22 protein-coding genes are annotated in these 20,825 nt (G+C 44.3%); 13 read left to right on the forward strand and 9 right to left on the reverse strand.

Annotated elements, in window-relative coordinates; translation table 11 throughout:
* Positions 1-96 precede the first annotated feature (96 nt).
* The 3 genes from GGE08_RS01150 to GGE08_RS01160 are packed head-to-tail and all read left to right on the forward strand — an operon-like array spanning position 97 to position 1,933.
* On the forward strand, positions 97-516 hold the full coding sequence (locus GGE08_RS01150) for an META domain-containing protein (RefSeq protein ID WP_179383084.1): 420 nt from the start codon (positions 97-99) through the stop codon (positions 514-516).
* On the forward strand, positions 513-1,334 hold the full coding sequence (locus GGE08_RS01155; protein WP_179383085.1) for an META domain-containing protein: 822 nt from the start codon (positions 513-515) through the stop codon (positions 1,332-1,334). Before GGE08_RS01150 ends, GGE08_RS01155 begins: the two co-directional genes overlap by 4 nt.
* A 50-nt stretch (positions 1,335-1,384) precedes the next feature.
* On the forward strand, positions 1,385-1,933 hold the full coding sequence (locus tag GGE08_RS01160; RefSeq protein WP_218847485.1) for a DinB family protein: 549 nt from the start codon (positions 1,385-1,387) through the stop codon (positions 1,931-1,933).
* Positions 1,934-1,936: 3 nt separating this feature from the next.
* Here GGE08_RS01160 and GGE08_RS01165 read toward each other — a convergent pair whose 3' ends face one another.
* Both GGE08_RS01165 and GGE08_RS01170 read right to left on the reverse strand, forming a co-directional pair.
* Positions 1,937-3,463, reverse strand: coding sequence for a SulP family inorganic anion transporter (locus tag GGE08_RS01165; RefSeq protein WP_179383087.1), 1,527 nt, complete (start codon positions 3,461-3,463; stop codon positions 1,937-1,939).
* Positions 3,464-3,545: 82 nt separating this feature from the next.
* The gene (locus GGE08_RS01170; RefSeq protein ID WP_179383088.1) at positions 3,546-4,514 is read right to left on the reverse strand and encodes a phytanoyl-CoA dioxygenase family protein; all 969 of its coding nucleotides are present in this window, start codon (positions 4,512-4,514) and stop codon (positions 3,546-3,548) included.
* Between the two features lie 132 nt (positions 4,515-4,646).
* Here GGE08_RS01170 and GGE08_RS01175 point away from each other — a divergent pair, with 132 nt between their 5' ends.
* Positions 4,647-5,489 carry an AraC family transcriptional regulator gene (locus GGE08_RS01175; protein ID WP_179383089.1) on the forward strand — a complete coding sequence of 281 codons (843 nt, stop codon included), beginning with the start codon at positions 4,647-4,649 and terminating at the stop codon, positions 5,487-5,489.
* A 96-nt stretch (positions 5,490-5,585) separates the two neighbouring features.
* Here GGE08_RS01175 and GGE08_RS01180 read toward each other — a convergent pair whose 3' ends face one another.
* Positions 5,586-6,506, reverse strand: coding sequence for a nicotinic acid mononucleotide adenyltransferase (locus tag GGE08_RS01180; RefSeq protein WP_179383090.1), 921 nt, complete (start codon positions 6,504-6,506; stop codon positions 5,586-5,588).
* Between the two features lie 124 nt (positions 6,507-6,630).
* Between GGE08_RS01180 and GGE08_RS01185 the strand changes: the two genes are divergently transcribed.
* On the forward strand, positions 6,631-7,632 hold the full coding sequence (locus tag GGE08_RS01185; protein WP_179383091.1) for an NAD(P)H-dependent glycerol-3-phosphate dehydrogenase: 1,002 nt from the start codon (positions 6,631-6,633) through the stop codon (positions 7,630-7,632).
* On the opposite strand, the gene GGE08_RS01190 is transcribed toward GGE08_RS01185, so the two are convergent.
* The 3 genes from GGE08_RS01190 to GGE08_RS01200 are packed head-to-tail and all read right to left on the reverse strand — an operon-like array spanning position 7,629 to position 9,967.
* Positions 7,629-9,296, reverse strand: a complete 1,668-nt coding sequence (locus GGE08_RS01190) for a glycerol-3-phosphate dehydrogenase/oxidase (protein WP_179383092.1) — start codon at positions 9,294-9,296, stop codon at positions 7,629-7,631. The genes GGE08_RS01185 and GGE08_RS01190 overlap by 4 nt on opposite strands.
* Positions 9,293-9,610: an antibiotic biosynthesis monooxygenase gene (locus GGE08_RS01195; RefSeq protein WP_179383093.1), complete on the reverse strand. Its 318-nt coding sequence runs from the start codon at positions 9,608-9,610 to the stop codon at positions 9,293-9,295. Before GGE08_RS01195 ends, GGE08_RS01190 begins: the two co-directional genes overlap by 4 nt.
* The gene (locus GGE08_RS01200; protein ID WP_179383094.1) at positions 9,611-9,967 is read right to left on the reverse strand and encodes a hypothetical protein; all 357 of its coding nucleotides are present in this window, start codon (positions 9,965-9,967) and stop codon (positions 9,611-9,613) included.
* Positions 9,968-10,027: 60 nt separating this feature from the next.
* Here GGE08_RS01200 and GGE08_RS01205 point away from each other — a divergent pair, with 60 nt between their 5' ends.
* From GGE08_RS01205 to GGE08_RS01230, 6 genes are all read left to right on the forward strand, one after another.
* The gene (locus tag GGE08_RS01205) at positions 10,028-10,558 is read left to right on the forward strand and encodes a CvpA family protein (protein ID WP_179383095.1); all 531 of its coding nucleotides are present in this window, start codon (positions 10,028-10,030) and stop codon (positions 10,556-10,558) included.
* Positions 10,559-10,747: 189 nt separating this feature from the next.
* Positions 10,748-11,260 carry a CAP domain-containing protein gene (locus GGE08_RS01210; RefSeq protein ID WP_179383096.1) on the forward strand — a complete coding sequence of 171 codons (513 nt, stop codon included), beginning with the start codon at positions 10,748-10,750 and terminating at the stop codon, positions 11,258-11,260.
* Positions 11,261-11,365: 105 nt separating this feature from the next.
* A complete protein-coding gene (locus GGE08_RS01215) occupies positions 11,366-11,908 on the forward strand; it encodes a 3-hydroxyanthranilate 3,4-dioxygenase (RefSeq protein ID WP_179383097.1) in 543 nt (180 codons plus the stop codon).
* On the forward strand, positions 11,905-12,279 hold the full coding sequence (locus GGE08_RS01220; RefSeq protein WP_218847486.1) for a DUF1304 domain-containing protein: 375 nt from the start codon (positions 11,905-11,907) through the stop codon (positions 12,277-12,279). Before GGE08_RS01215 ends, GGE08_RS01220 begins: the two co-directional genes overlap by 4 nt.
* Positions 12,280-12,349: 70 nt before the next feature.
* A complete protein-coding gene (locus tag GGE08_RS01225; protein ID WP_179383098.1) occupies positions 12,350-13,903 on the forward strand; it encodes an aldehyde dehydrogenase family protein in 1,554 nt (517 codons plus the stop codon).
* A 360-nt stretch (positions 13,904-14,263) separates the two neighbouring features.
* Positions 14,264-14,824 (forward strand): hypothetical protein, encoded by a 561-nt coding sequence (locus GGE08_RS01230; protein WP_179383099.1) that lies wholly within the window; start codon positions 14,264-14,266, stop codon positions 14,822-14,824.
* Between the two features lie 26 nt (positions 14,825-14,850).
* Here the strand turns inward: GGE08_RS01230 and GGE08_RS01235 are convergent, their stop codons facing one another.
* Positions 14,851-15,846: an acyl-ACP desaturase gene (locus tag GGE08_RS01235; RefSeq protein ID WP_179383100.1), complete on the reverse strand. Its 996-nt coding sequence runs from the start codon at positions 15,844-15,846 to the stop codon at positions 14,851-14,853.
* A gap of 46 nt (positions 15,847-15,892) precedes the next feature.
* Positions 15,893-16,618 (reverse strand): metallophosphoesterase family protein, encoded by a 726-nt coding sequence (locus GGE08_RS01240; RefSeq protein ID WP_179383101.1) that lies wholly within the window; start codon positions 16,616-16,618, stop codon positions 15,893-15,895.
* A 151-nt stretch (positions 16,619-16,769) separates the two neighbouring features.
* On the opposite strand from GGE08_RS01240, the gene GGE08_RS01245 reads away from it, so the two are divergent.
* Together GGE08_RS01245 and GGE08_RS01250 are read left to right on the forward strand one after the other, a co-directional pair.
* Complete coding sequence (locus GGE08_RS01245; protein ID WP_179383102.1) at positions 16,770-17,714, forward strand: carbohydrate kinase; 945 nt, start codon at positions 16,770-16,772, stop codon at positions 17,712-17,714.
* A complete protein-coding gene (locus GGE08_RS01250; RefSeq protein WP_179383103.1) occupies positions 17,715-19,634 on the forward strand; it encodes an amylosucrase in 1,920 nt (639 codons plus the stop codon).
* Here GGE08_RS01250 and GGE08_RS01255 read toward each other — a convergent pair.
* The gene (locus GGE08_RS01255; RefSeq protein ID WP_179383104.1) at positions 19,631-20,767 is read right to left on the reverse strand and encodes an ATP-binding protein; all 1,137 of its coding nucleotides are present in this window, start codon (positions 20,765-20,767) and stop codon (positions 19,631-19,633) included. The two genes, GGE08_RS01250 and GGE08_RS01255, sit on opposite strands and share 4 nt — an antisense overlap.
* Positions 20,768-20,825 lie beyond the last annotated feature (58 nt).

Genomic DNA, 20,825 nt, shown 5'->3' on the forward strand with positions numbered 1-20,825 from the left:
AGTATTATCATTTAGCCATTTAACAACCTAAAACATAGGGGAGGTCATTCATTTTTTTAGTATTTTACTACAACATTAACCAGTAATTGCTATAAGATGAAAACTTCAATTCTTCTCTTTTTCTTTGCCATACTTCTGGCAGAATCCTGCGGAAGCACCAAATCCGATGAGGAAGCCCTTTACGGCCCCACTTGGGAATTGGAATACATTTCCGGCCCACGAATCGCCTTCGATGGACTTTTTCCCAACAAAAAGCCACAGATTACCTTTAACAAAGAAACCGGCAAGGTAAGGGGTACAGATAGTTGCAACGGTTACACCGCTGATTTTGAAATTACGGAAAATACCATTGCCTTTGGCGATCCCGGACCCACCACCATGATGTTCTGCGGCGGCAGTGAACGCCAATTTTTACAGATGATGAAAAAAATAGACGGTTACTCCGTAGAGGAGGGAAAACTCAACCTTTTGGTCGGTGAGGTACCGATGATGCGATTCAAAAAAGTAAACCCATGAAACAGATATTCATTTTAAGTTGTGTTGCATTGCTGATTTTTGGCTGTGCCGAGAAAAAGAAAGAAACCACCTCAGAACCAGAAGCGACAGAGGCGGTAGTGGACACCCTGCCATCCAAAGAAGAAAAAAGAACCATGGAACCCATTGCTATAAAAATTGACGGAAGCTATTTTAAGGCCACTGGAACCGAACCCTTTTGGGGACTCAAGTTATTTGGAGACAAGGTGGAACTTCAGACTATGGAAGATACCATCACAACGCCCCCATCCGAAGCCATTAAGGCACAGGATGGAAACATTAAAATGTTTCGTATGCAAACCGAGGCCACACAGCTAGATGTAATCATATCCCATAAAGAGTGTACCAATGCCATGTCTGGCGAAGTGTTTCCTTACACCGTAACTGTATCTTACAAAAGCACAGGCGGAGATGAAACCAAAGTGTACGAAGGCTGCGGGGCCTATATTACCGATTACAGGCTTCACGACATTTGGGTATTGGAAAAAATGAACGGCAATGCGGTTTCCAAGGAAGAATTTGGCGGTAGGGACCTGCCCAATTTGGAAATCAATATCAACAACAATAGATTTTCTGGGTATTCGGGCTGCAACCGAATGACAGGTGGGATTTTTTATGAAGAGGATGTGCTGCGATTCACCCAAGTGGCCACTACACAGATGGCCTGCCCCAATATGGACAAGGAATCCACATTTTTGACCGCCTTGAACGGCAGCACACAATACAAAGTGGAAAATAATCGACTCTATCTTTCCAATGGTTCCGAGGAAAACATCTTGATATTCAAAAAATGGGATTGATCATGAGGAAAGTGTGCAGCCTTATTCTTTTTGTTATTTTGTCGTTTCATATGCAAACCAAAGCACAAGAAATGGAGCTGCCCTACAAAGAAATACCCGATTACCCCTCAACGTATACCTCCGGAAATGTAGTTTCCAGAATGATAGATGGATTGGGGTTCCGCTACTACTGGGCCACGGAAGGACTCACCGAAAATGATTTGACCTACCGGGCTTCGGAAGATGGCCGTTCTGTTTTTGAAACCATGGAGCATATTTACGTGATGTCCAACAACATTTTGTTGGCACCAGATGCCAAGCCTTATGAAAGACCGGCGAACCCTCAAAAATTTTCGTACGAAGAGCTTCGTTCACTTACCCTGAACAATTTAAAAACTGCCAGCGAGAAAGTTTCAGGCAAAACTTCTGAAGAAATGGAAGATTTTAAGGTCATATTCAAACAGGGAGATCGAACCTCCGAGTTCCCCTTCTGGAATATGATCAATGGCATGCTTGCGGATTGTATTCACCATACAGGCCAAATTGTATTGATGCGGCGAGCCAGCGGTAACCCCCAAAATCCAAATGTGAATGTGTTCTTAGGGAAAACAAGGGAGTAATTCCTAGTTATCCACCACTACCTTATAGGTCGGGTCTTCCAAAACATTGACCTCGATAATGTCGTCGGCATTGGCCAACAAACGCCTACAGTCGCGGCTCAAATGCTTTAAATGCACCTTTTTGCCCACTTTGCGATAGCGCTCTGTAATTTTGTTTACGGCTTCAATGGCGGACATATCCACCAACCTACTTTCGGCAAAGTCGATGACCACTTCGTCAGGGTCATTCAATACATCAAATTTTTCAGCAAATAAAGTGGTGCTGCCAAAAAACAACGGACCGTAGATTTCGTAATGTTTCACGCCTTCGTCATCAATGCTTTTTCTAGCCCGGATACGCTTGGCATTGTCCCAAGCAAACACGAGTGCGGAAATAATCACCCCAACCAAAACGGCCAAGGCCAAATTGTGAAGGAACACCGTCACCAAGGTTACTAGCACCATTACCAACACATCCGATTTTGGCATTCTGCGGAAGGTCTTTAAACTCGCCCATTCAAAGGTCCCCAAAGCCACCATGATCATCAGACCGGTCAGTGCTGCCATGGGTACTCTTTCAATCAAACTGGAGCCGAACATAATAAATACCAAAAGCATCAAGGCAGCCACAATCCCCGACAGTCGAGCACGTGCACCATTGGACGTATTGATCAAACTTTGTCCGATCATGGCACAACCACCCATGCCAGAGAAAAATCCAGAAAGAATGTTTGCGGTTCCCTGCGCCACAGCTTCTTTATTGCCCCTACCACGGGTTTCGGTAATCTCGTCCACGATGTTGAGCGTTAGCAAACTTTCAATCAAACCAACACCTGCCATAATCGCGGCGAAGGGGAATATAATTTGCAAGGTCTCCCAAGTAAGGGGAAGATCAGGTATGTGAAAAGGTGGGAAGGTTCCCTGAATGGATGCAATATCGCCAATGGTCCGTGTATCCAATCCCAAGAAAAACACGATTCCAAACACCAAAAGGATGGCTGCCAAGGAGGCTGGAACCACTTTGGTCAATTTAGGAAGCCCCCAAATCACCACCATGGTCAAAAGTACCAATCCCAAGAAAATATATAAGGTGCTTCCGCTCAACCATTCCCCGTCCACGGTTTGAAATTGACTTAACTGCGACATAAAAATAATTACCGCCAAACCGTTCACAAATCCGAAAATCACGGGATGGGGCACCAAACGCATTAATTTTCCCAACCGAAGCACTCCGGCCAGCAACTGTAAAATACCTGCTAGGATTACGGTGGCAAATACGTATTCCACCCCATACTGCTGAGCCAAGGTAACAATGACAACCGCCACAGCTCCCGTAGCTCCTGAAATCATTCCCGGTCTACCGCCCAAAATCGAGGTGACCAATCCCATAACAAATGCGGCATACAAACCGGTGAGGGGAGACAAACCTGCAATGAACGCAAAAGCGATGGCTTCGGGCACCAAGGCAAGTGCCACGGTAAGGCCCGATAAAATTTCTGTTCGGTAGTTTACTTTTTGGGAAAAATCAAAAAGGTTGAGATATTTTTTCATGGCTTCAATCTTGAAGCGCGCAAAAGTAACACTATTAACTGCAAGACCCTAATGACCCGAAAATTTTTAAGGATTTGATAATCTACCAGTTAGTGAGGCCCAATAACTTTTCTCCCAGTGGACTTAATTTGGCAGTATCGTATTTGGTCTGTTCCCATTTCCGCGGATCACCCGGAAAGGCATAGCCTTCGGGAGCAATTCTATTTTTCCACGAATTGATGCGCCATTGCAGCATTTCTTCGTTGTCTTCCTCCGCAGGCATCATGGAAATGTATTGTGCTATCCGTACTTTGTCGCCGGATTTGTTTGGCCGAATGCCGTGGGGCTGTGTACTGTTGAAAATCAAAAGATCTCCTGCCTCCAATTTCACTTTTACAATTTTATCTTCCAACCCGGTTACATCGGGCTGAAAATGGTCACGGTCTTCGGGCTGGGTCTGCTTCCATGTTTCATAGTTTCGGTACAACCATGGAATGCATTGAAATCCGCCCATGTTTTCATCCGTTTGGTCAGCAAGGGCCAATACGCCCTGCACATTTTGGGGTTTGGTCTCGGGGTCGTAGTCCCAATGGATGAACCCTTTTTTGTTCTCTCCTGGACGTTGGGGCATATTGAGGTTGGCTCGATCGATGGTGACCCATAATTTTTCTGTCCCCCAAATGTCCACAAAGGCATCGTACACTTTGGGTGTTTGTCTGTTGTTCCATAAATGTTGGTGATTGTACACTTCCACCATTCCTGTTCCGGTAAGCTCTTTCATTTTCATCTCTGCTCTTGGCGGAGCATACCAGGTTTCAGGATCGTTCGGGTCCTTTTCGTCAAACTCCCATAAAAAATCGGCAGTTGCCTTCGCCTGTTCTTTTGGAACGGCATTTTTGATTACGATGTATCCATTTTCTATCCAAAATGCCCAATCCTCTTCGGAAAGTACCCGTAGTGGTTTGCCGTTGGATCTATCATTGAGTTTTGTTTTACTGCTTGTGGCGGTGGAGGGATTTCCGGGTATGGCCTCGTGGGCCTTGTTCGCCATCTCTGTATGTTGCTGCATCATTGTTCTTTGCTTTACTACTTAATGATGAATCAAAACTAGTGGAAGCGCACTGGGGTTTCTACCCTAACATTGACCAATATTTGAACTATTTTGATTTTTACTTCTTATTTTTGGTCATATTAAAGCAATAAGATGAAAATTCAATTGGAAAACATACAGCCCAATGACAAGAGCTCCTTCCATCTATTGCACAATCCGAAGTTGAACGATCTTTTTTTCTGGCACTTTCATCCCGAATTTGAATTGGTCTATATTGAAGGGGCCAACGGAAAGCGTCATGTAGGTCGCCATATTTCCAATTTCAAGGGAAGCGACCTTGTACTGATCGGTTCCAACATCCCCCATCTAAACTTTGACCACGGCATCAAAACGGAGTACCACAAGGAAGTTTTGCACATCAGCGCTTCGTTCAAGGAAAAGGTGTTTACCGAGATTCAGGAACTGGAAGATGTGTATGGGCTATTGGACAGGTCTCAGCATGGCATTGCCTTTTATGGTGAAACGAAACAAACGGTGGGTTCCCTCATGAAACAATTGCAGGGCATGAACCGGTTTGGTCAATTGTTGAAAATCCTTCAGTTGCTCAAACTGTTGGCCCAGAGTGAGGAGTACATCCTTTTGCACGATAACCCCATCATCAACAACAAAGCCAACAAGCAACAAGAACGTTTGCAAAAGGTATATTCCTATATCGATGAGCATTATTCCCGAAAAATAGCCTTGGAGGATATTGCAGCGTCCATAAACCTTGGGAAAGAGGCTTTTTGCAGATACTTTAAAAAGAATACGGGGAGTACCTTTACCCGTTTTTTGAACCAATATCGCATTACGCAGGCCAAGCGAATGTTGTTGACGGGCAAAAATATTGGAGAAACCTGCTACGAATGCGGGTTTGAAAGCTTATCCTACTTCAACCGGACGTTTAAAAGGATAAGCGGCGAAAATCCTTCGGATTATAAGAAAAGAAACCGCTAAAAAAAGAACCGCCCCGAGCACATGTGCCCAAGGCGATTCTCAACTAAATAACCAACCAAAAAAACTATTAGTATGGTCTAACATATTTGTTCTTCCTTACATATTCCGTTGACGGGTAACGTTCATTACAGGATTGTTGGTTTTTGAACGTTTTTTACCTGTTCCGCCACTTGATTTCAAATATTGAATGTATCCTCTTCCCGTGAATTCGTATACCGTTCCGCTGGATACATGGTACAACTCTATGGTACTATTATTGATAACGTACAACTCAAAATAATCATTGCCCAAATAGTCATAATCGAGTGTTAAAGTTTTCAGGGTGGCATCATTGGCCACGTCGTACACTTCATAATCCCCCTGGTAATCCCATTGAATACTGTTCAACGGAATACCGGCCATATCCACCGAGGACCTAAAATACCCATCCCCGTCAGCAAAAAACTGCAAATAGTTTTCCTCATCGAACTCGTTCAAGGCTCCAACTTCACTGGTAAAAGTTTTCTCCCATACTTGATATTCCTGTAGCAAATAGTGGATATTGTCATAGAACACCCTATCGTAATCAAAGTTGTTCCTTTGATACCCTTCCAAAATATAGGAAGTATCGGAGCGGGGATCGTAGAGTTCCAAGGTATTATTGTCCAAAGGGAACACTTCCAACAACCAAAGGCCGTCTACATCGTGGTCGATTTCCACCTGACCGCTAAAAGTGCCGTATGCACCAACATCAATACCCAAACCGTTTCCTGTTTTTCCCAAACCGGAAAGATTGTTGTTGGCGTAAACGATGCCCCTATCGAACGAAATGGTAAACGCGCGTTGCAAAAAGGGCACTTCCCCACCGCCACGGGTTGCATTGATATCGATATACCAAAGGTCGTACGATTCCAAAACCAGGGCGGTAGTGATAGGTGGCTCCACCATCAGGTCATCTTCTACAATAACCTCGGTGTAGCAAGAACTGGCCAATATGCCTATCAGTAAAAATCCGAAAAGTAGTTTTCTATGTTTCATAATCGAGGTTTTAAGGTTCCATATACCTAGACCAAGCAGCGTGCCAAATTATTTAACTGTTTGATTATCAATTAAAAACATTCTGATTGATTTATTTTTTAGCTTTACATCCTAATTTGGATGCATGAAAGACAAGCTTACGTTTGGAGTTTTTGGAGGAGGAAGTTGGGGTACGGCGATTGTAAAGATGTTGACCGAAAATCTGGACCATGTACATTGGTACATGCGGAGCGATTCTGCGATTCGACATATCCAAAAAGAATGGCACAATCCCAACTATTTGAGCTCTGTGGAGTTTGATGTGGACCAGCTTGTGATGAGCCATGATATCAACACGATTGCTGAAGCGTCCGATGTGCTGATCTTTGCGATTCCCTCCGCTTTTTTGGAAAGGGAACTTCAAGCTTTGACCGTTCCATTGAAGGATAAAATTATTTTTTCGGCCATTAAGGGTATTGTTCCGGAAAGCGGCCGCATTGTTGGGGAGCATTTTAATGAAAAATACGGTATCCCTTTTGAAAATATCGGGGTCATTACAGGACCTTGCCATGCCGAAGAAGTGGCACTGGAGCGCTTATCGTACTTGACCATTGCCTGTGCCGATGCCGATAAGGCAAAAATGGTGGCCAAACACCTGAAGAGCGACTATATCCGCACCAAAATATCGGACGACATCATCGGTACGGAATATGCAGCCATGCTGAAAAACATTTATGCCATTGCTGCGGGCATAGCCCACGGACTGGGTTATGGGGACAATTTCCAAAGCGTGTTGATGAGCAATGCCATCCGCGAGATGAAACGTTTTATTGACCGTGTGTACAAAATGAAGCGTAACATCAACGCATCGGCCTATTTGGGCGACTTATTGGTGACGGGATATTCCACTTTTAGTAGAAACCGTATGTTCGGGAACATGATAGGGAAGGGCTACACCGTAAAAAGCGCGATGATGGAGATGAATATGGTAGCCGAAGGCTATTATGCCACCCAAAGTGCCCATAACTTGATGGAAAAACTACAGAAGAAGTCCAAAACTCCGATTATCAACGCCGTATACCAAGTGCTCTACAAAAACAAGAACCCCAAAAAAGTTTTTGAAAAGTTGACGGAGAAGTTGGATTAACCCCGCTCCAGCGAAAAATCCGAATGCTCGGTCAACTGGGTATCCAATTCCTTGGAAAAGGCTTCCATGTCTTGCGCAGAATAGTTATAGGCTTTTTGAAATTCCTCGAACACCGGCTCCTTATATTTGCGAACGCTGTCAATATCAAAATACAGTCGGCCCGTTCTTCGAATAAAAAAGTCCAGCGGGTTTAGGGCCATTTCGTGCGCCATGGCAAACTGCGCCTCTGCCCTGACCATACGTTCTTTTGGCTTTTTACCCTTGATGTTGGCGTATCGCTCCAAAATAGATTCGGTCTGCTTACCGTAGGTGGTGACCAGATACCAGGCGTGATAGTATTCAAATCCGTCTTCTTTAAGGTTGTCCAGGACCTGATCAATGTATTTGGTGACGTGCTTATACTTTTTAAAGTCGTTTCCGCAAAGTGGAATCTTATCCGTGGTGCAAGCCTTCAATTCGGTTTCGTAATCTTCCTCCATTTTTTTGACGATACGGTTCACCACACGTTCGGCCATTTTGCGGTACCCCGTAAGTTTACCGCCTGCAATGCTGACCAATCCACTATCGGAAGTGAAAATTTCATCCTTTCGGGACAATTCAGAAGCGGATTTCCCTTCTTCGTGAATTAATGGACGAAGTCCAGCCCATGACGAAATAATGTCGTCCAACTCCAATTCGATGTCCGGGAACATATTGTTTACAGCGGAAATCAAATAAATGGCATCGGCCAGATCCGTGGTTACATGGTTCTTGTCGGCATTGTAATTCGTATCCGTAGTGCCAATGTAGGTGACCTTACCGCGTGGGATGGCAAACATCATCCTACCGTCGGGAATATCAAAATAAACGGATTGCTTCACGGGTAATTTTTCCTTTGGAAATACCAAATGGACCCCCTTGGTCAGGTGCAATTGTTTTCCCTTTTTGGATTGGTTTACACTGCGCAGTTCATCCACCCAGGGGCCAGCAGCGTTGATGACATATTTGGAGAATACATTGTACTCATCCCCGAAAACCTCATCCGTGAACTTTACCCCAGCTACTTGCTCATCTTTATAAATAAAATCGGTGACCTTGGCGTAATTGAACAACTGTGCCCCAAACTGAAGACTGGTCTTCATATTTTCCATGGTGAGCCGGGCATCATCGGTGCGGTATTCGGCATAATAGCCGGCACCGTTCAAAATCTTTTTGGGGAGGAGCGGCTCCAGTTTCAGGGCTTCCTTCTTTTCCAGCATCTGCCTTTTGTCGTCCCCAGAAACCTGGGCCAAAATATCGTACACCTTCAAACCGATGGAGGTCAACCATTTTCCATAAGACCCGCCCTCGATAAGCGGGAGCAACATTTTTTCGGGCAGGACCAAATGAGGCGCCAATTTGTGCACAATGGCACGTTCCGAACCCACTTCTTTCACCAACCAAAAATCGAATTGTTTCAGATAGCGGAGCCCGCCGTGTATCAATTTGGTGGATTTGCTACTGGTACCCGAAGCGAAATCCCCTTTCTCCAACAACAGCACTTTCATGCCGCGAGAAGAAGCGTCCAGGGCAATTCCAGCACCGGTTATTCCCCCACCCACGACCACGAGGTCGTATGACATTTGGGCCGCCTTTTGCAACTGTTCCTTTCGATTTACGTTTGAAAAAACAATGTTCTCGCTCATGATTCTATTGTATTGAATTCGTATTCCCGTTCCACACGGCACACCCGGACTTTATACCAAGAATACCATTGCAGTCTGCCTTGTTTTTGCGCTTGTTTGTGGTCCAATTGGGCCTTCCAATTGGCAATCGCTTCCAAACTCTCCCAATAACTGACGGTGATTCCGACACCATCCCTAGCACTTTCCACATCCAAGAAGCCCGGTTGTTTTCGTGCCAAGGTTTCCATTTCTTCCGCCATTTGCGCATATCCTTCGTCACCTGGAGTTCTTAGGCTGGTGAAAATTACCGCGTAATATGGTTTTTGGGGATTCATTTAATTGATGTACTCCTTTTCCAAAAAATAATTTACTAAGGCTTCCTTCATCAAAACCGTTTGCTCCCCGGCCTTGAGCGGTGGGAGTTGTTCCTTGATTTTATAATGTGGCCATCCTTCATCATCAAAAAAGTCAAAATCGTAATACCCATAAGGCTCCAACAGCCTGCAGATGGCGATATGCATCAGATTGACTTTTTCGTCCTTTTTAAATTTACGATGAAAATTTCCCAATTCCTGAACGCCTACCAAATAAATGATGCCATCCAGTTCCAATGGATCACCATCGGAAAATTGGGCCGACAGTTTTTGCACCAACAGCTCCCATCGTTCCCTTAATTGTTCGTCTCTTGCCATGTGTTTTGCAATGAGTACCAAAGGTACAAATCAATATTCTATATTTGTTAAAACCCGCGCATGAGCTTTTTGGATATCATCATAGGAATTCTACTGATTTGGGGCCTTTACAAAGGGCTGAAAAATGGCTTGTTTGTAGAGCTGGCTTCTTTGGTGGCACTCATTGCCGGAATTTATGGAGCCATCCATTTTTCGTACATCACGGGCGATTATCTTGCCGAACAATTTGATTGGAGCGACCAATATCTTAAAATTGCTGCGTTCTTATTTACCTTTTTCGCCATCATCATTGTAGTAAATCTTGCCGGAAAATTCCTGACCAAGATTGCCGATTTTGCCATGCTCGGCCTGCTCAATAAAATCGCAGGAGGCATTTTTGGGATTTTAAAGGTGGCTGTTATCCTTGGTGCCTTTCTAATTTTCTTTGAAAAACTCTCTTCTCCTCTCGGACTCATCAATGAAGAAAGCAAACAAGAATCCGTTTTCTACGAACCCATCAAGGAAATTGGAGCCTTGGTGTTCGCTTATGTATTTGATGACGAGGAAACCCTCCCCAAAGAAGAAGTCGAAGCTAGGGAGGAGATTATATGAACGGTACGCTTTTCCCGATGAATTGATAATCTTCCCATACCACGGCACCATCATTATTTCAGTATCCTGTATTTCAACGTGATAATCTACCCTGATGTGGAAATTTTATGGAAACGGGCAGGGTCTCCTTTAGTTTAGCAAACGAGAACATTAGGGAATTTAGAACACTCCCGAAAACGACCCCGAGAAATGAAAAAATGTACGAGCACTTTGCTGATCGTAGGATTGGTATTGCTACTTGCAAGCTGTAGCAAATCATCGACAGAAGAATTGGAACAATTGTATACCGAAGCCAGTATTGGAAACGATAAAGTTTCTGTAGATCCCATAAAAATGGAAGAGGAACTGCTGGATTTGGTCAACGAATACCGAAATTCAATCGGTTTGGAGGCCTTGATCACAAGCGAACCAGCTTACAAATATGCTGAGGATCACAACAATTATATGATCTCCAAAAACAGCTTGAGCCACGATAATTTTGAAGAACGTGCCGCCAGCATCGCAGCGGAAACCAATGCGCAGAAAATTTCAGAAAATGTGGCCCGTTTTTATGCATCCGCAGAAAAAACTATGGATGCATGGGTGGCCAGTGCCTCCCATAAGCAAGCTCTTGATGGGGACTTTACCCATACTGCCCTTAGCGTGCAGTTGGACAAGGACGGAAGACCTTACTATACCCAGATTTTTATAAAGATAGACTAATGTAACCCCGTATAACTCACAGCAAGACCCGCCTATGGTGGGTCTTTTTTTTGAATTGCTATGTTGCCACGAGAGATTTTTTTACCTTTCATAAAATCTTTGAACATGGCAATAAAGGCACCTTTTAATCTCAACAAATGGGTAGAGGAAAACCGTGAGACCCTAAAACCTCCGGTGGGCAATAAAAATTTGTACAAAGAATCGGGTGATTACATTGTGATGGTGGTCGCCGGTCCCAATGCTCGAAAGGATTATCATTATAACGAGACGGAGGAACTTTTTTATCAATTGGAAGGACAGATCGAAGTGCATATCCAAGAAGATGGACAAAAAAGAACCATGGAACTGGGACCCGGGGATATGTACCTCCATCCGGCCAAAGTGCCACATTCACCCGTTCGCAAGGAGGGCTCCATTGGTTTGGTCGTGGAGCGCAAGCGCATGGACCTCGATGCCAAAGATGGACTGCTTTGGTTTTGCGATAACTGCAACAACAAACTGCATGAGGTTTATTTTAAACTACATGACATTGAAAAGGATTTCTTAGGTCATTTTAAGCACTTTTACGGTTCGGAAGAACTGCGCACCTGCAACAAATGTGGTACCGTAATGCCCGTTGATGAACGATTTGTAGCCAAAGAAGAATGATTCTCCTTATAGCAAAAATCATCATTGGGATTGTGGCCCTGCTCCACCTTTATTTTTTATGGTTGGAAATGTTTGCGTGGACTACAAAAGCAAAAAAAGTGTTCCGCAGCTTTCCGGAAGAGCTCTTTGAGCCCACAAAAACACTGGCGGCGAACCAAGGGCTGTACAATGGTTTTTTGGCCGCGGGACTTATCTGGTCTTTGTTGATAAAAGATGGAGCTTGGCAAGTGTATGTAGCCCTCTTCTTTTTGGGATGTGTTGCCGTAGCTGGAATCTACGGTGCGGCTACCGCTTCAAAAAAAATATTTACGGTACAGGCACTCCCTGCTTTGGTAGGAATAGCACTTTTATTGGTGCACCTATTCCTGTAAACCGTTTATTCTCTTCAAGATTATTCGTAATATTGTGAAAATATAACAATTCACTCGTAAAAAGTTATAAATGTCAAAAATTGCAAACGCTTTTGGAATCAAAGAGGCCCTGAAAGAATTAGGGCTAAATGAAATAAATAATGGTACTTCTACCGGAAAAGAATGGTTTTCCAATGGGGAAGTCATTGAATCCTATTCTCCTGTTGACGGAGCACTTATCGGAAAGGTAAAGGCCACCACTCAGGAAGATTACGAAAAGGTGATCACCACCGCCCAAGAAGGATTTAAAAAATGGCGAACCATGCCAGCTCCACAACGTGGCGAGGTCGTTCGACAATTTAATGATGAGCTGCGCCGCCTAAAAGAGCCGTTGGGAAAACTCGTTTCCTATGAAATGGGCAAAAGTTACCAAGAAGGGCTTGGCGAGGTACAGGAAATGATTGACATCTGCGATTTTGCCGTGGGACTTTCACGTCAATTGCACGGCCTAACCATGCACAGTGAGCGTCCAGGACACCGGATGTACGAGCAATACCACCCCCTAGGCGTGGTAGGTATCATTTCGGCCTTTAATTTCCCGGTCGCCGTTTGGTCTTGGAACACTGCTTTGGCTTGGGTATGTGGGGACGCCTGTATTTGGAAAGGTTCGGAAAAAACACCGATGACCTCTGTGGCCTGCCAAAACATTGCCGCTCGCATCTTTACCAAAAATGGGGTGCCCGAAGGTATTTCCTGTTTGATTACGGGAGATTATCACGTGGGAGAATTTATGACCAAGGACGAAAGGGTCCCGTTGATTTCCGCTACCGGTTCAACACGCATGGGAAAGATAGTTGCACAGACAGTAGCCGGACGTCTTGGAAAAACATTATTGGAACTTGGTGGTAACAATGCCATCATCGTTACACCAGATGCAAATATCAAAAATACCGTTATCGGAGCCGTATTTGGAGCCGTGGGTACATGTGGCCAGCGCTGTACTTCCACCCGTAGGTTGATTGTACACGAAGACGTATACGATAAGGTAAAAAATGCCATTGTGGACGCCTACAATCAAATACGCATTGGAAATCCTCTCGATGAGAACAACCACGTGGGACCACTCATCGATAAAGACGCAGTAAACAATTATTTGAACGCTTTGGAAAAGGTAAAAGCCGAAGGCGGAAACATTTTGGTCGAAGGCGGTGTGCTGGAAGGCGAAGGCTATGAAAGTGGCTGTTACGTGAAACCGGCGATTGCCGAAGCAGAAAACCACTTCGAGATTGTGCAGCATGAAACCTTCGGGCCTGTATTGTACATCTTGAAGTACAGTGGTGACCTTCAAAATGCACTGGATATGCAAAATGGGGTAAGACAAGGGCTTTCTTCTGCCATTATGACGAACAATTTAAGGGAAGCCGAACGTTTCCTTTCCGTAGAAGGGTCGGATTGTGGCATTGCCAATGTAAATATTGGTACCTCAGGTGCTGAAATCGGTGGAGCCTTTGGTGGGGAAAAAGAAACCGGAGGAGGCCGTGAAAGCGGTTCGGATGCTTGGAAAATCTACATGAGAAGGCAGACAAACACCATCAATTACACTACCGAACTGCCATTGGCGCAGGGAATCAAGTTTGACCTATAAACATAAAAAGCCGCCCATTTTGTAAATAACACGAAATGGGCAGTCTTTAAAACCAACTTAACTAACTCAAACTTAACTTTAAAACCCTATTTCAATGCCGGATCATTGTCGGGAGAAACAGGGTTCTTAAACTTATTGTCCACTCAAATTTCCATAATTTTCCTTAGGAATTTAAGAGGTATCGTATCAGTGGTCGCAAAAAGTGTATGGTTGGTACCATTTATTTTGTTTCTTGCCTTGGATTTTTCCTACAACTCCGTTTATTTTTTGTTGTCTTGTTGAATTTGAGGCAATTCCGTAGCAGATTTAAGATTTTTGTGCTATTTTAAAGTGCGGTTTTTGCCGCTTATTTGTTTGCCTATGGATTGGGAAAGTTCAACTATTTGGTATTGGGTCATCTTGGCATTTACGGGAATCATTGCAGGTATCCTAGGATACTTCTTTGGCAAATCCGATACCCCCCGAAAAATGGAGAAATCATTAGCGTTGAACGCGCTTGAAATTGAGAATGCCAAGCTAAAGTCGGATTTGGACATCTGCCGGAAAAGGCTGGATTCGCACACGATTCAAACCAAGGAAATCCAACTTAAGGACATTGCACAAACCGCAAAGAGCGACTTCATATTTGATCCTGTTGAGGCTAAAGCTGCCTTTGGAAAAACCATAAAGGAAAACGATTTAAAGCTTATCGAAGGGATTGGGCCCAAAATCGAGGGACTGTTCCATAATTTCAAGATTACCACTTGGAAGGATTTGGCCGAAATCTCCGCCGACAAGTGCCAGGAAGTGCTGGATTCGGGCGGTAAACGCTACCGCATTCACGATCCTGCTTCATGGCCCATGCAGGCCAAGATGGCCTACGAAGGTCATTGGGAACAACTATTTGAATGGCAGGAAAAACATCGCGCTGGAAAATATTGATCCAGCTTCTAGACCAACTGGTCTTTCTACATCATCCCGTTCGCTTCCACCCATTTAAACGTGTACTGTTCTTGCGAGAATTGCATGCGCTCCGAAATTCGTTGTAATCGCTCAGGCAACTTCATCAGGTACACCCTTGCCTTTTCCGCTTGGTCGGAAAGTCCCCTTAAATTACCGATATCCCAGTAATCGTTCAGTTTTTTCAAAATATCGATATAATCCTGGGCAGTATACACTCCCAATCGTTGGGCACAATTGGAAAATTGTTCAAAGGCCTCTCCAATACTTCCACCGGATTCCCTTAGAAAATGAGCGGGCATCACAATTTTCTTCTTCATCATATCGGCAAAGGCAAGTACCATTCCATCTGGGTCTTGGCCCATAATGGTCTTGACAAATTCACGGTATGCCAAATGGTGTCTCATTTCATCACCGGCTATAATCGTGCACATTTTTGCCAAAAGACCATTTCCTTTCTTTTTGGCCATTTTGCCCACTCTTTTGTGCGAAATGTTGGTTGCCAATTCTTGGAAGGTGGTGTACACAAAGTTTTTGTACGGGTCCCTATCGGTTCCGATATCGAACCCATCGGATATCAAATGTTGTGTTGTGATTTCAATTTCGCGCATGTTCACGCGTCCCGAAAGATATAGATATTTGTTCAATACATCGCCGTGACGGTTTTCCTCGGCAGTCCAAGCGCGCACCCACTTGCTCCAGCCATTATCCTTGCCGTTGTGCTGGTCAATACCTTCCACATCCATCAACCAAGATTCGTAGGTAGGCAAGGCCTCTTCAGTGATGGTGTCGGCAACCAAGGTCACCCAGAAATCGTATCCAAGCTCTTTTGCTTCTCCTCGAATTTTTTCGATGTCATCATAAAAGTGATCACTTCGCGAATCGGGCAAGAAATCGGTGGGTTGCCATATTTTTTCGGTTGGGATAAGAAATTCATCGATATACCCTTCTACTTTGGGTTCAATCGCCTGCATTACTTCCAATCTTACATTCTTTATCGACATAGTACGGGGTTTTTTACAAAGGTCTTTATAAAATATCGAAATCTTTTTAATTCCTTCCTCTTTCTCCGGGATAGAATGTATGTACGGGATCGCTTTGCCAAAATTCCTTGGTCTCCACGTCCAACATTGTTAGGCCGCCCTTGAACGCAGCACCCGTGTCCACATTCCAAACATTGGCCCTTTTGGTCGGTTCCACAAAACCGGTTTTGGACAAAGGGGTATGCCCAATAAAAACTTCGGTGTAATGCGTAAGCCTTTTTGGAAATTTAGGGTCTGTGGTTTCCAATTCAGGGTCAAGGGCCGTGGCAAGCTCCCAAAGAGTGCGGTCCCAATAAAAGGACTGCTCAAAATATTCGTAGTCTATCCCCTTGAGATTTGTGTAGCCCGCATGCAAGTACAGTCGATTGTCGGCTGCAAGATGGTAGTTTTGAAGCTCCTCGTAAAAATCAAGGTGCACTCTCCACGTATCCTTATCTGCATTCAAATACGATTGCCGCGTGGCTTCGCCACCATGGGCCAACCATTGTGGATTTTCCTTCTGCTCAATAAGCCAAGCCTTGCAGAGTTCATCATGGTTGCCGCGTATAAATGTACAGTTATACTGATCTTTGAGTTGGATCAAATAATCAATGGTTTCCACGGCAGTGCTCCATCCATCCACATAATCGCCCAGAAAAATGATATGGTCCTCGGTCGACACCCTCGCTTTGTCCATCAATTGTTCCAAAGCCCTTACTCCTGAATGAATGTCGCCCACTACCAATGTCCGCATAGAAAAGTTTTTGACAATATTACACACAAATGATTGGCTGCTAAAAAATCATACCGGCTTTATCACGGATTTAACCTAGAATTCAAATAAACCTAACTGATTTTTGGACGTGGTATTATTTTCTATGTACCTTAGAATATTCCGAAGTACTATGAAGAAAGTATACTGTATTGGCGAACTGTTGATCGATTTTGTTGCCGAAAAGCAAGGGAGCGATCTCTCCAAAGCCACCCAATTTACCAAAAAAGCGGGCGGAGCTCCTGCCAACGTAGCCTGTGCCATCGCCAAACTTGGCGGAAACGGCATTTTTATAGGTAGTGTTGGAAACGACCCTTTTGGGAAATTCCTTTTGGATACCTTAAAAAACGAAGGTGTCGACATTTCATTGGCCCAGCTTTCCGAAACCTTTACCACACTTGCCTTTGTTTCCCTTTCGGAAGACGGCGAGCGCGATTTTGTGTTCAGTCGGGGTGCAGACCAAGAACTCAGCTACAATCCAGACCTTAGAAAAAACCTCCCGGGTAACATTCTCCACTTGGGAGCAGCAACCGCTCTTTTGGGGGGACCTTTGGAAAAAACCTATACCAAATACTTGTTTGATGGGCTCACCAAGGAAATGTTCATCTGTTTTGACCCCAATTACAGAACAGATTTATGGAAGGATGACACGGAAACCTTTATTAAAAAATGTATGCCCTTTGTGGAAAAATCACATCTGTGCAAGTTCAGTTTGGAAGAAGCTCAACTACTTTCCGGAAAAGAAGATATCCATGTGGCTTGTGATGCCCTCCATAAGGTAGGGGCCAAAATCATTACAGTCACCATGGGAAAAGATGGCACACTCCTAAGCACCAATGGAACCAAAAAAGTAATCCCAAGTATTAAGGTCACCCCCGTAGATACCACTGGTGCCGGTGATGCCTTTATTGGGTGCCTATTGTACCAAATTTCTGATTTGGGCAATTTTGAGCCCGTTTTCGAAGATTTTGAACTGTTGGAAAATATGGTGGCCAAAGCCAATAAAGCTGGGGCCATCACCACCACAAACTACGGGGCCATTGTAGCCCTACCCACCAAAGACCAGCTTGAAGCATAAATGAACCAGGCCCAATTACACCGATTGCTCCCTCACAAAGGGAAGAGCAGCCAAGAGCTTTTTGATCAACGCTTGGCCACTAACCTCACCTTGATTCAAAAGCAGTTTTTTTCCTTATATCCGGAAGAACGCTACGCACCCCATTTTCAAAAGTTGCTGAAACTGCTCCCCAAATTATTTTTGGAAAGGCCCGAGGTCTTGAAATCACAGGATATCGCCCGATTAAAATCGGGAAACTGGTACCAATCCGAAAAGCTCATGGGTATGCAGTTGTATGTGGAGCATTTCAATAAGGACTTGAAAGGGTTACAGGAAAAAATACCCTATTTCAAATCCTTGGGAGTCAACTTTGTGCACCTGATGCCCATCACTACCCGGCCAAAGGGCGAAAGTGATGGTGGCTATGCGGTGAACAATTATCTGGAAGTAGATCCAAAATACGGTTCCAAGGAAGACCTCTTGGAACTGACCACTGCATTTCGAAAAAACGGTATGTATTTGATGCTCGATTTTGTGGTCAACCATACCTCCAATGAGTTTTCCTGGGCCAAAAAAGCGAAAAAGGGAGACAAAAAGTACCAAGGCTACTATTACACTTACGAGGATTTCACCATCCCTGCCGAATTTGAAAAAACCTTGCCAGAGGTATTTCCCGAAACCTCGCCGGGCAATTTTACCTATATCCCAGAAATGGAAAAATGGGTGATGACGGTGTTCAATAGTTATCAATGGGACCTTAACTACACCAATCCAGAGGTGTTCTTGGAAATGTTGACCAATTTGGTGAAACTGACCGATATGGGCGTGGATGTGGTCCGTTTTGATGCACTCGCCTTTCTCTGGAAAAAAATCGGAACCATCTCACAAAATCTTCCCGAGGCACATAATTTGATTTCCTTGTTCCGAATGTGCCTTCAAGTGGTGGCTCCCGGTTCTATTCTATTGGCTGAAGCGATTGTGGCTCCTACGAACATTATCAAATACTTCGGGGAAGATGAAAAACAGGGCAACGAATGTGAAATTGCCTATAATGCTTCGTTGATGGCACTCTTATGGAATTCCATTGCCACCAAAAAAACCTCGTTGCTCTACAAAAGTTTGATGCACGTTCCGTCAAAACCCAAAGATGGTACTTGGATCAACTACATCCGCTGCCACGATGATATTGGATTGGGGTACGAAAACCACCTCATTGAAGAACTGGGATGGAATCCCAATATGCACCGCAAATTCTTGTTGGATTATTATTGCCGCAGATTGGATTGGTCGCCCGCCATGGGGATGTTGTTCATGTACAATCCCAAAACTGGCGACGGCCGTATCACAGGGAGTGCAGCTTCCCTCCTAGGACTGGAGAAGGGTATCCAAACCAAAGATGAAGAGCTCATTAAAGAGGCCGTTGACAAGATCATCATGCTGCATGGGATTACCTTGGCTTTTGGAGGAATCCCCTTGATCTATGCCGGTGACGAAATTGGCACCTTGAACGATTACTCCTTTCAAACCGACGACGCCAAAAAAGGAGACAGTCGCTGGGTGAACCGCCCCATGCAGGATTGGGAGGTCATCTCACAACTGGACAAACTGGACTCGCCGCAATCCAATATTTTCCGTGCGCTGCAGCACCTTATCCAAATACGAAAGGAGCATGGGGTTTTTGCGGATAACAACAATTTGGAACTATGCCACACGGGTAACGACCATATCTTTTCCTTTGAAAGAACGCAAGGCTATAAGGGACTGCTCGTACTTTGCAATTTTGATGAAAACCCTCAGGTAATCGACAGTAGCTGGATCAAAAAATTGGGCTATTTCAGTCAAGGGGATCCCGTGGATTTGGTGTCCGGTGAAAAGGTGCGTTTGAACAGTGCGCTCCTGGAAGTGATGCCCTATCAGATGATTTGGCTGATGAAATCCTAAGCGTACCTCACCTTCCGTAAAATCCGTTGGGATTCCTTTAGGGATTGATACACATGAGTGTCATAGGCCTTCAGTAAGGCGCGGGAACTTTCCATTTTGTCCTTCGCTTCTTCAAACCCGTTCAAATAACAAATAAGATACGTAGCAGGTAGATGGGTGATGTCGGTATGCTCCGAATCGGTCAACGGAATATGGTTTTCCAGTTTTTTGAGCAACGCATTGTTTGTGTTGTAAACGTGATACAAGGTTTTCTTATCAAACTGTGGCGGCTCAAAAACCAATTTGCTATTGATGGTATACTTCCCATTGTCCGAAAAGGTAATCGTCATTTCTTCCAACGGATAATATTTTTGTTGTGAACCCAATCCCAATTGCACATATTCCAAGGTTTTAAAGGAATCGTCATCATAATCGATGGTAATTTCATCCAAAGCGGAATAGAAGAGCTTCACCTGTTCGTTGATTAATTCAATATCCACTCTAGAATAATACACTTTGCCCTTTACCTTTTTCTTGTTGCCAGCCCAGCAGACCACGAATTGCTCCTTGAAAACCTTGTAATCGCTGGTTAAATCGGGGTGGCGGGTATTGAAAAAGTTGAGCACCGCATCCAAGGTGTACTCGATATTGTTCCGTGCATGTTGTTCAATGGTAGCCACCTTTTCGGAATTGATGTCCTTCAGCTCAATGTCAAAAGCTTTGGGCAAGCTAATACTGCCTTCACGAAAGAACACGGCACCCCCATAATATTTCCAGATATTTTTGCGCAGCGCACATACTTTCCCGTTGGACCTGATGGTGACCAAACCGACCACCTTCCCCTCGGGCAAATGAGGAAATGGGATGTTCTCGTAGGATATCAGAGGAGGGTTGTCCAGATAGGCGTTCACGAGGTTCTGGATTTTGCTATCATCAAAAAAATCCACGCCCACGATCTTGTTGTCCTCATCCTCGACTCCGATCACGATAAACGAATTGTTCTTCGGGTTGCTATTGGCGAGGGCACAGACATGTTTTAAAAATTTGGCCTTGCCTTCCTTTTCCCCTATGGATATAAAACGCTTTTTGTCGTAAAAACTATTCTCATCGTTATGGGCTAATAAGTTTTTTACGAGTAGGCGTTTGTTGATCATAATTCAAAGCTTTGGGATTTCGGAAACCAAAGAAAAATTCGTCATTTCGAGTAGTTTT

Source organism: Allomuricauda sp. ARW1Y1 (genome assembly GCF_013407935.1).
GTDB lineage: Bacteria > Bacteroidota > Bacteroidia > Flavobacteriales > Flavobacteriaceae > Flagellimonas.

Coding starts and splice junctions, on each gene's coding strand:
- GGE08_RS01150 (WP_179383084.1), top strand. CDS start 97: ATGAAAACTTCAATTCTTCTCTTTTTCTTTGCCATACTTCTGGCAGAA.
- GGE08_RS01155 (WP_179383085.1), top strand. CDS start 513: ATGAAACAGATATTCATTTTAAGTTGTGTTGCATTGCTGATTTTTGGC.
- GGE08_RS01160 (WP_218847485.1), top strand. CDS start 1,385: ATGCAAACCAAAGCACAAGAAATGGAGCTGCCCTACAAAGAAATACCC.
- GGE08_RS01165 (WP_179383087.1), bottom strand. CDS start 3,463: ATGAAAAAATATCTCAACCTTTTTGATTTTTCCCAAAAAGTAAACTAC.
- GGE08_RS01170 (WP_179383088.1), bottom strand. CDS start 4,514: ATGATGCAGCAACATACAGAGATGGCGAACAAGGCCCACGAGGCCATA.
- GGE08_RS01175 (WP_179383089.1), top strand. CDS start 4,647: ATGAAAATTCAATTGGAAAACATACAGCCCAATGACAAGAGCTCCTTC.
- GGE08_RS01180 (WP_179383090.1), bottom strand. CDS start 6,506: ATGAAACATAGAAAACTACTTTTCGGATTTTTACTGATAGGCATATTG.
- GGE08_RS01185 (WP_179383091.1), top strand. CDS start 6,631: ATGAAAGACAAGCTTACGTTTGGAGTTTTTGGAGGAGGAAGTTGGGGT.
- GGE08_RS01190 (WP_179383092.1), bottom strand. CDS start 9,296: ATGAGCGAGAACATTGTTTTTTCAAACGTAAATCGAAAGGAACAGTTG.
- GGE08_RS01195 (WP_179383093.1), bottom strand. CDS start 9,610: ATGAATCCCCAAAAACCATATTACGCGGTAATTTTCACCAGCCTAAGA.
- GGE08_RS01200 (WP_179383094.1), bottom strand. CDS start 9,967: ATGGCAAGAGACGAACAATTAAGGGAACGATGGGAGCTGTTGGTGCAA.
- GGE08_RS01205 (WP_179383095.1), top strand. CDS start 10,028: ATGAGCTTTTTGGATATCATCATAGGAATTCTACTGATTTGGGGCCTT.
- GGE08_RS01210 (WP_179383096.1), top strand. CDS start 10,748: ATGAAAAAATGTACGAGCACTTTGCTGATCGTAGGATTGGTATTGCTA.
- GGE08_RS01215 (WP_179383097.1), top strand. CDS start 11,366: ATGGCAATAAAGGCACCTTTTAATCTCAACAAATGGGTAGAGGAAAAC.
- GGE08_RS01220 (WP_218847486.1), top strand. CDS start 11,905: ATGATTCTCCTTATAGCAAAAATCATCATTGGGATTGTGGCCCTGCTC.
- GGE08_RS01225 (WP_179383098.1), top strand. CDS start 12,350: ATGTCAAAAATTGCAAACGCTTTTGGAATCAAAGAGGCCCTGAAAGAA.
- GGE08_RS01230 (WP_179383099.1), top strand. CDS start 14,264: ATGGATTGGGAAAGTTCAACTATTTGGTATTGGGTCATCTTGGCATTT.
- GGE08_RS01235 (WP_179383100.1), bottom strand. CDS start 15,846: ATGTCGATAAAGAATGTAAGATTGGAAGTAATGCAGGCGATTGAACCC.
- GGE08_RS01240 (WP_179383101.1), bottom strand. CDS start 16,618: ATGCGGACATTGGTAGTGGGCGACATTCATTCAGGAGTAAGGGCTTTG.
- GGE08_RS01245 (WP_179383102.1), top strand. CDS start 16,770: ATGAAGAAAGTATACTGTATTGGCGAACTGTTGATCGATTTTGTTGCC.
- GGE08_RS01250 (WP_179383103.1), top strand. CDS start 17,715: ATGAACCAGGCCCAATTACACCGATTGCTCCCTCACAAAGGGAAGAGC.
- GGE08_RS01255 (WP_179383104.1), bottom strand. CDS start 20,767: ATGATCAACAAACGCCTACTCGTAAAAAACTTATTAGCCCATAACGAT.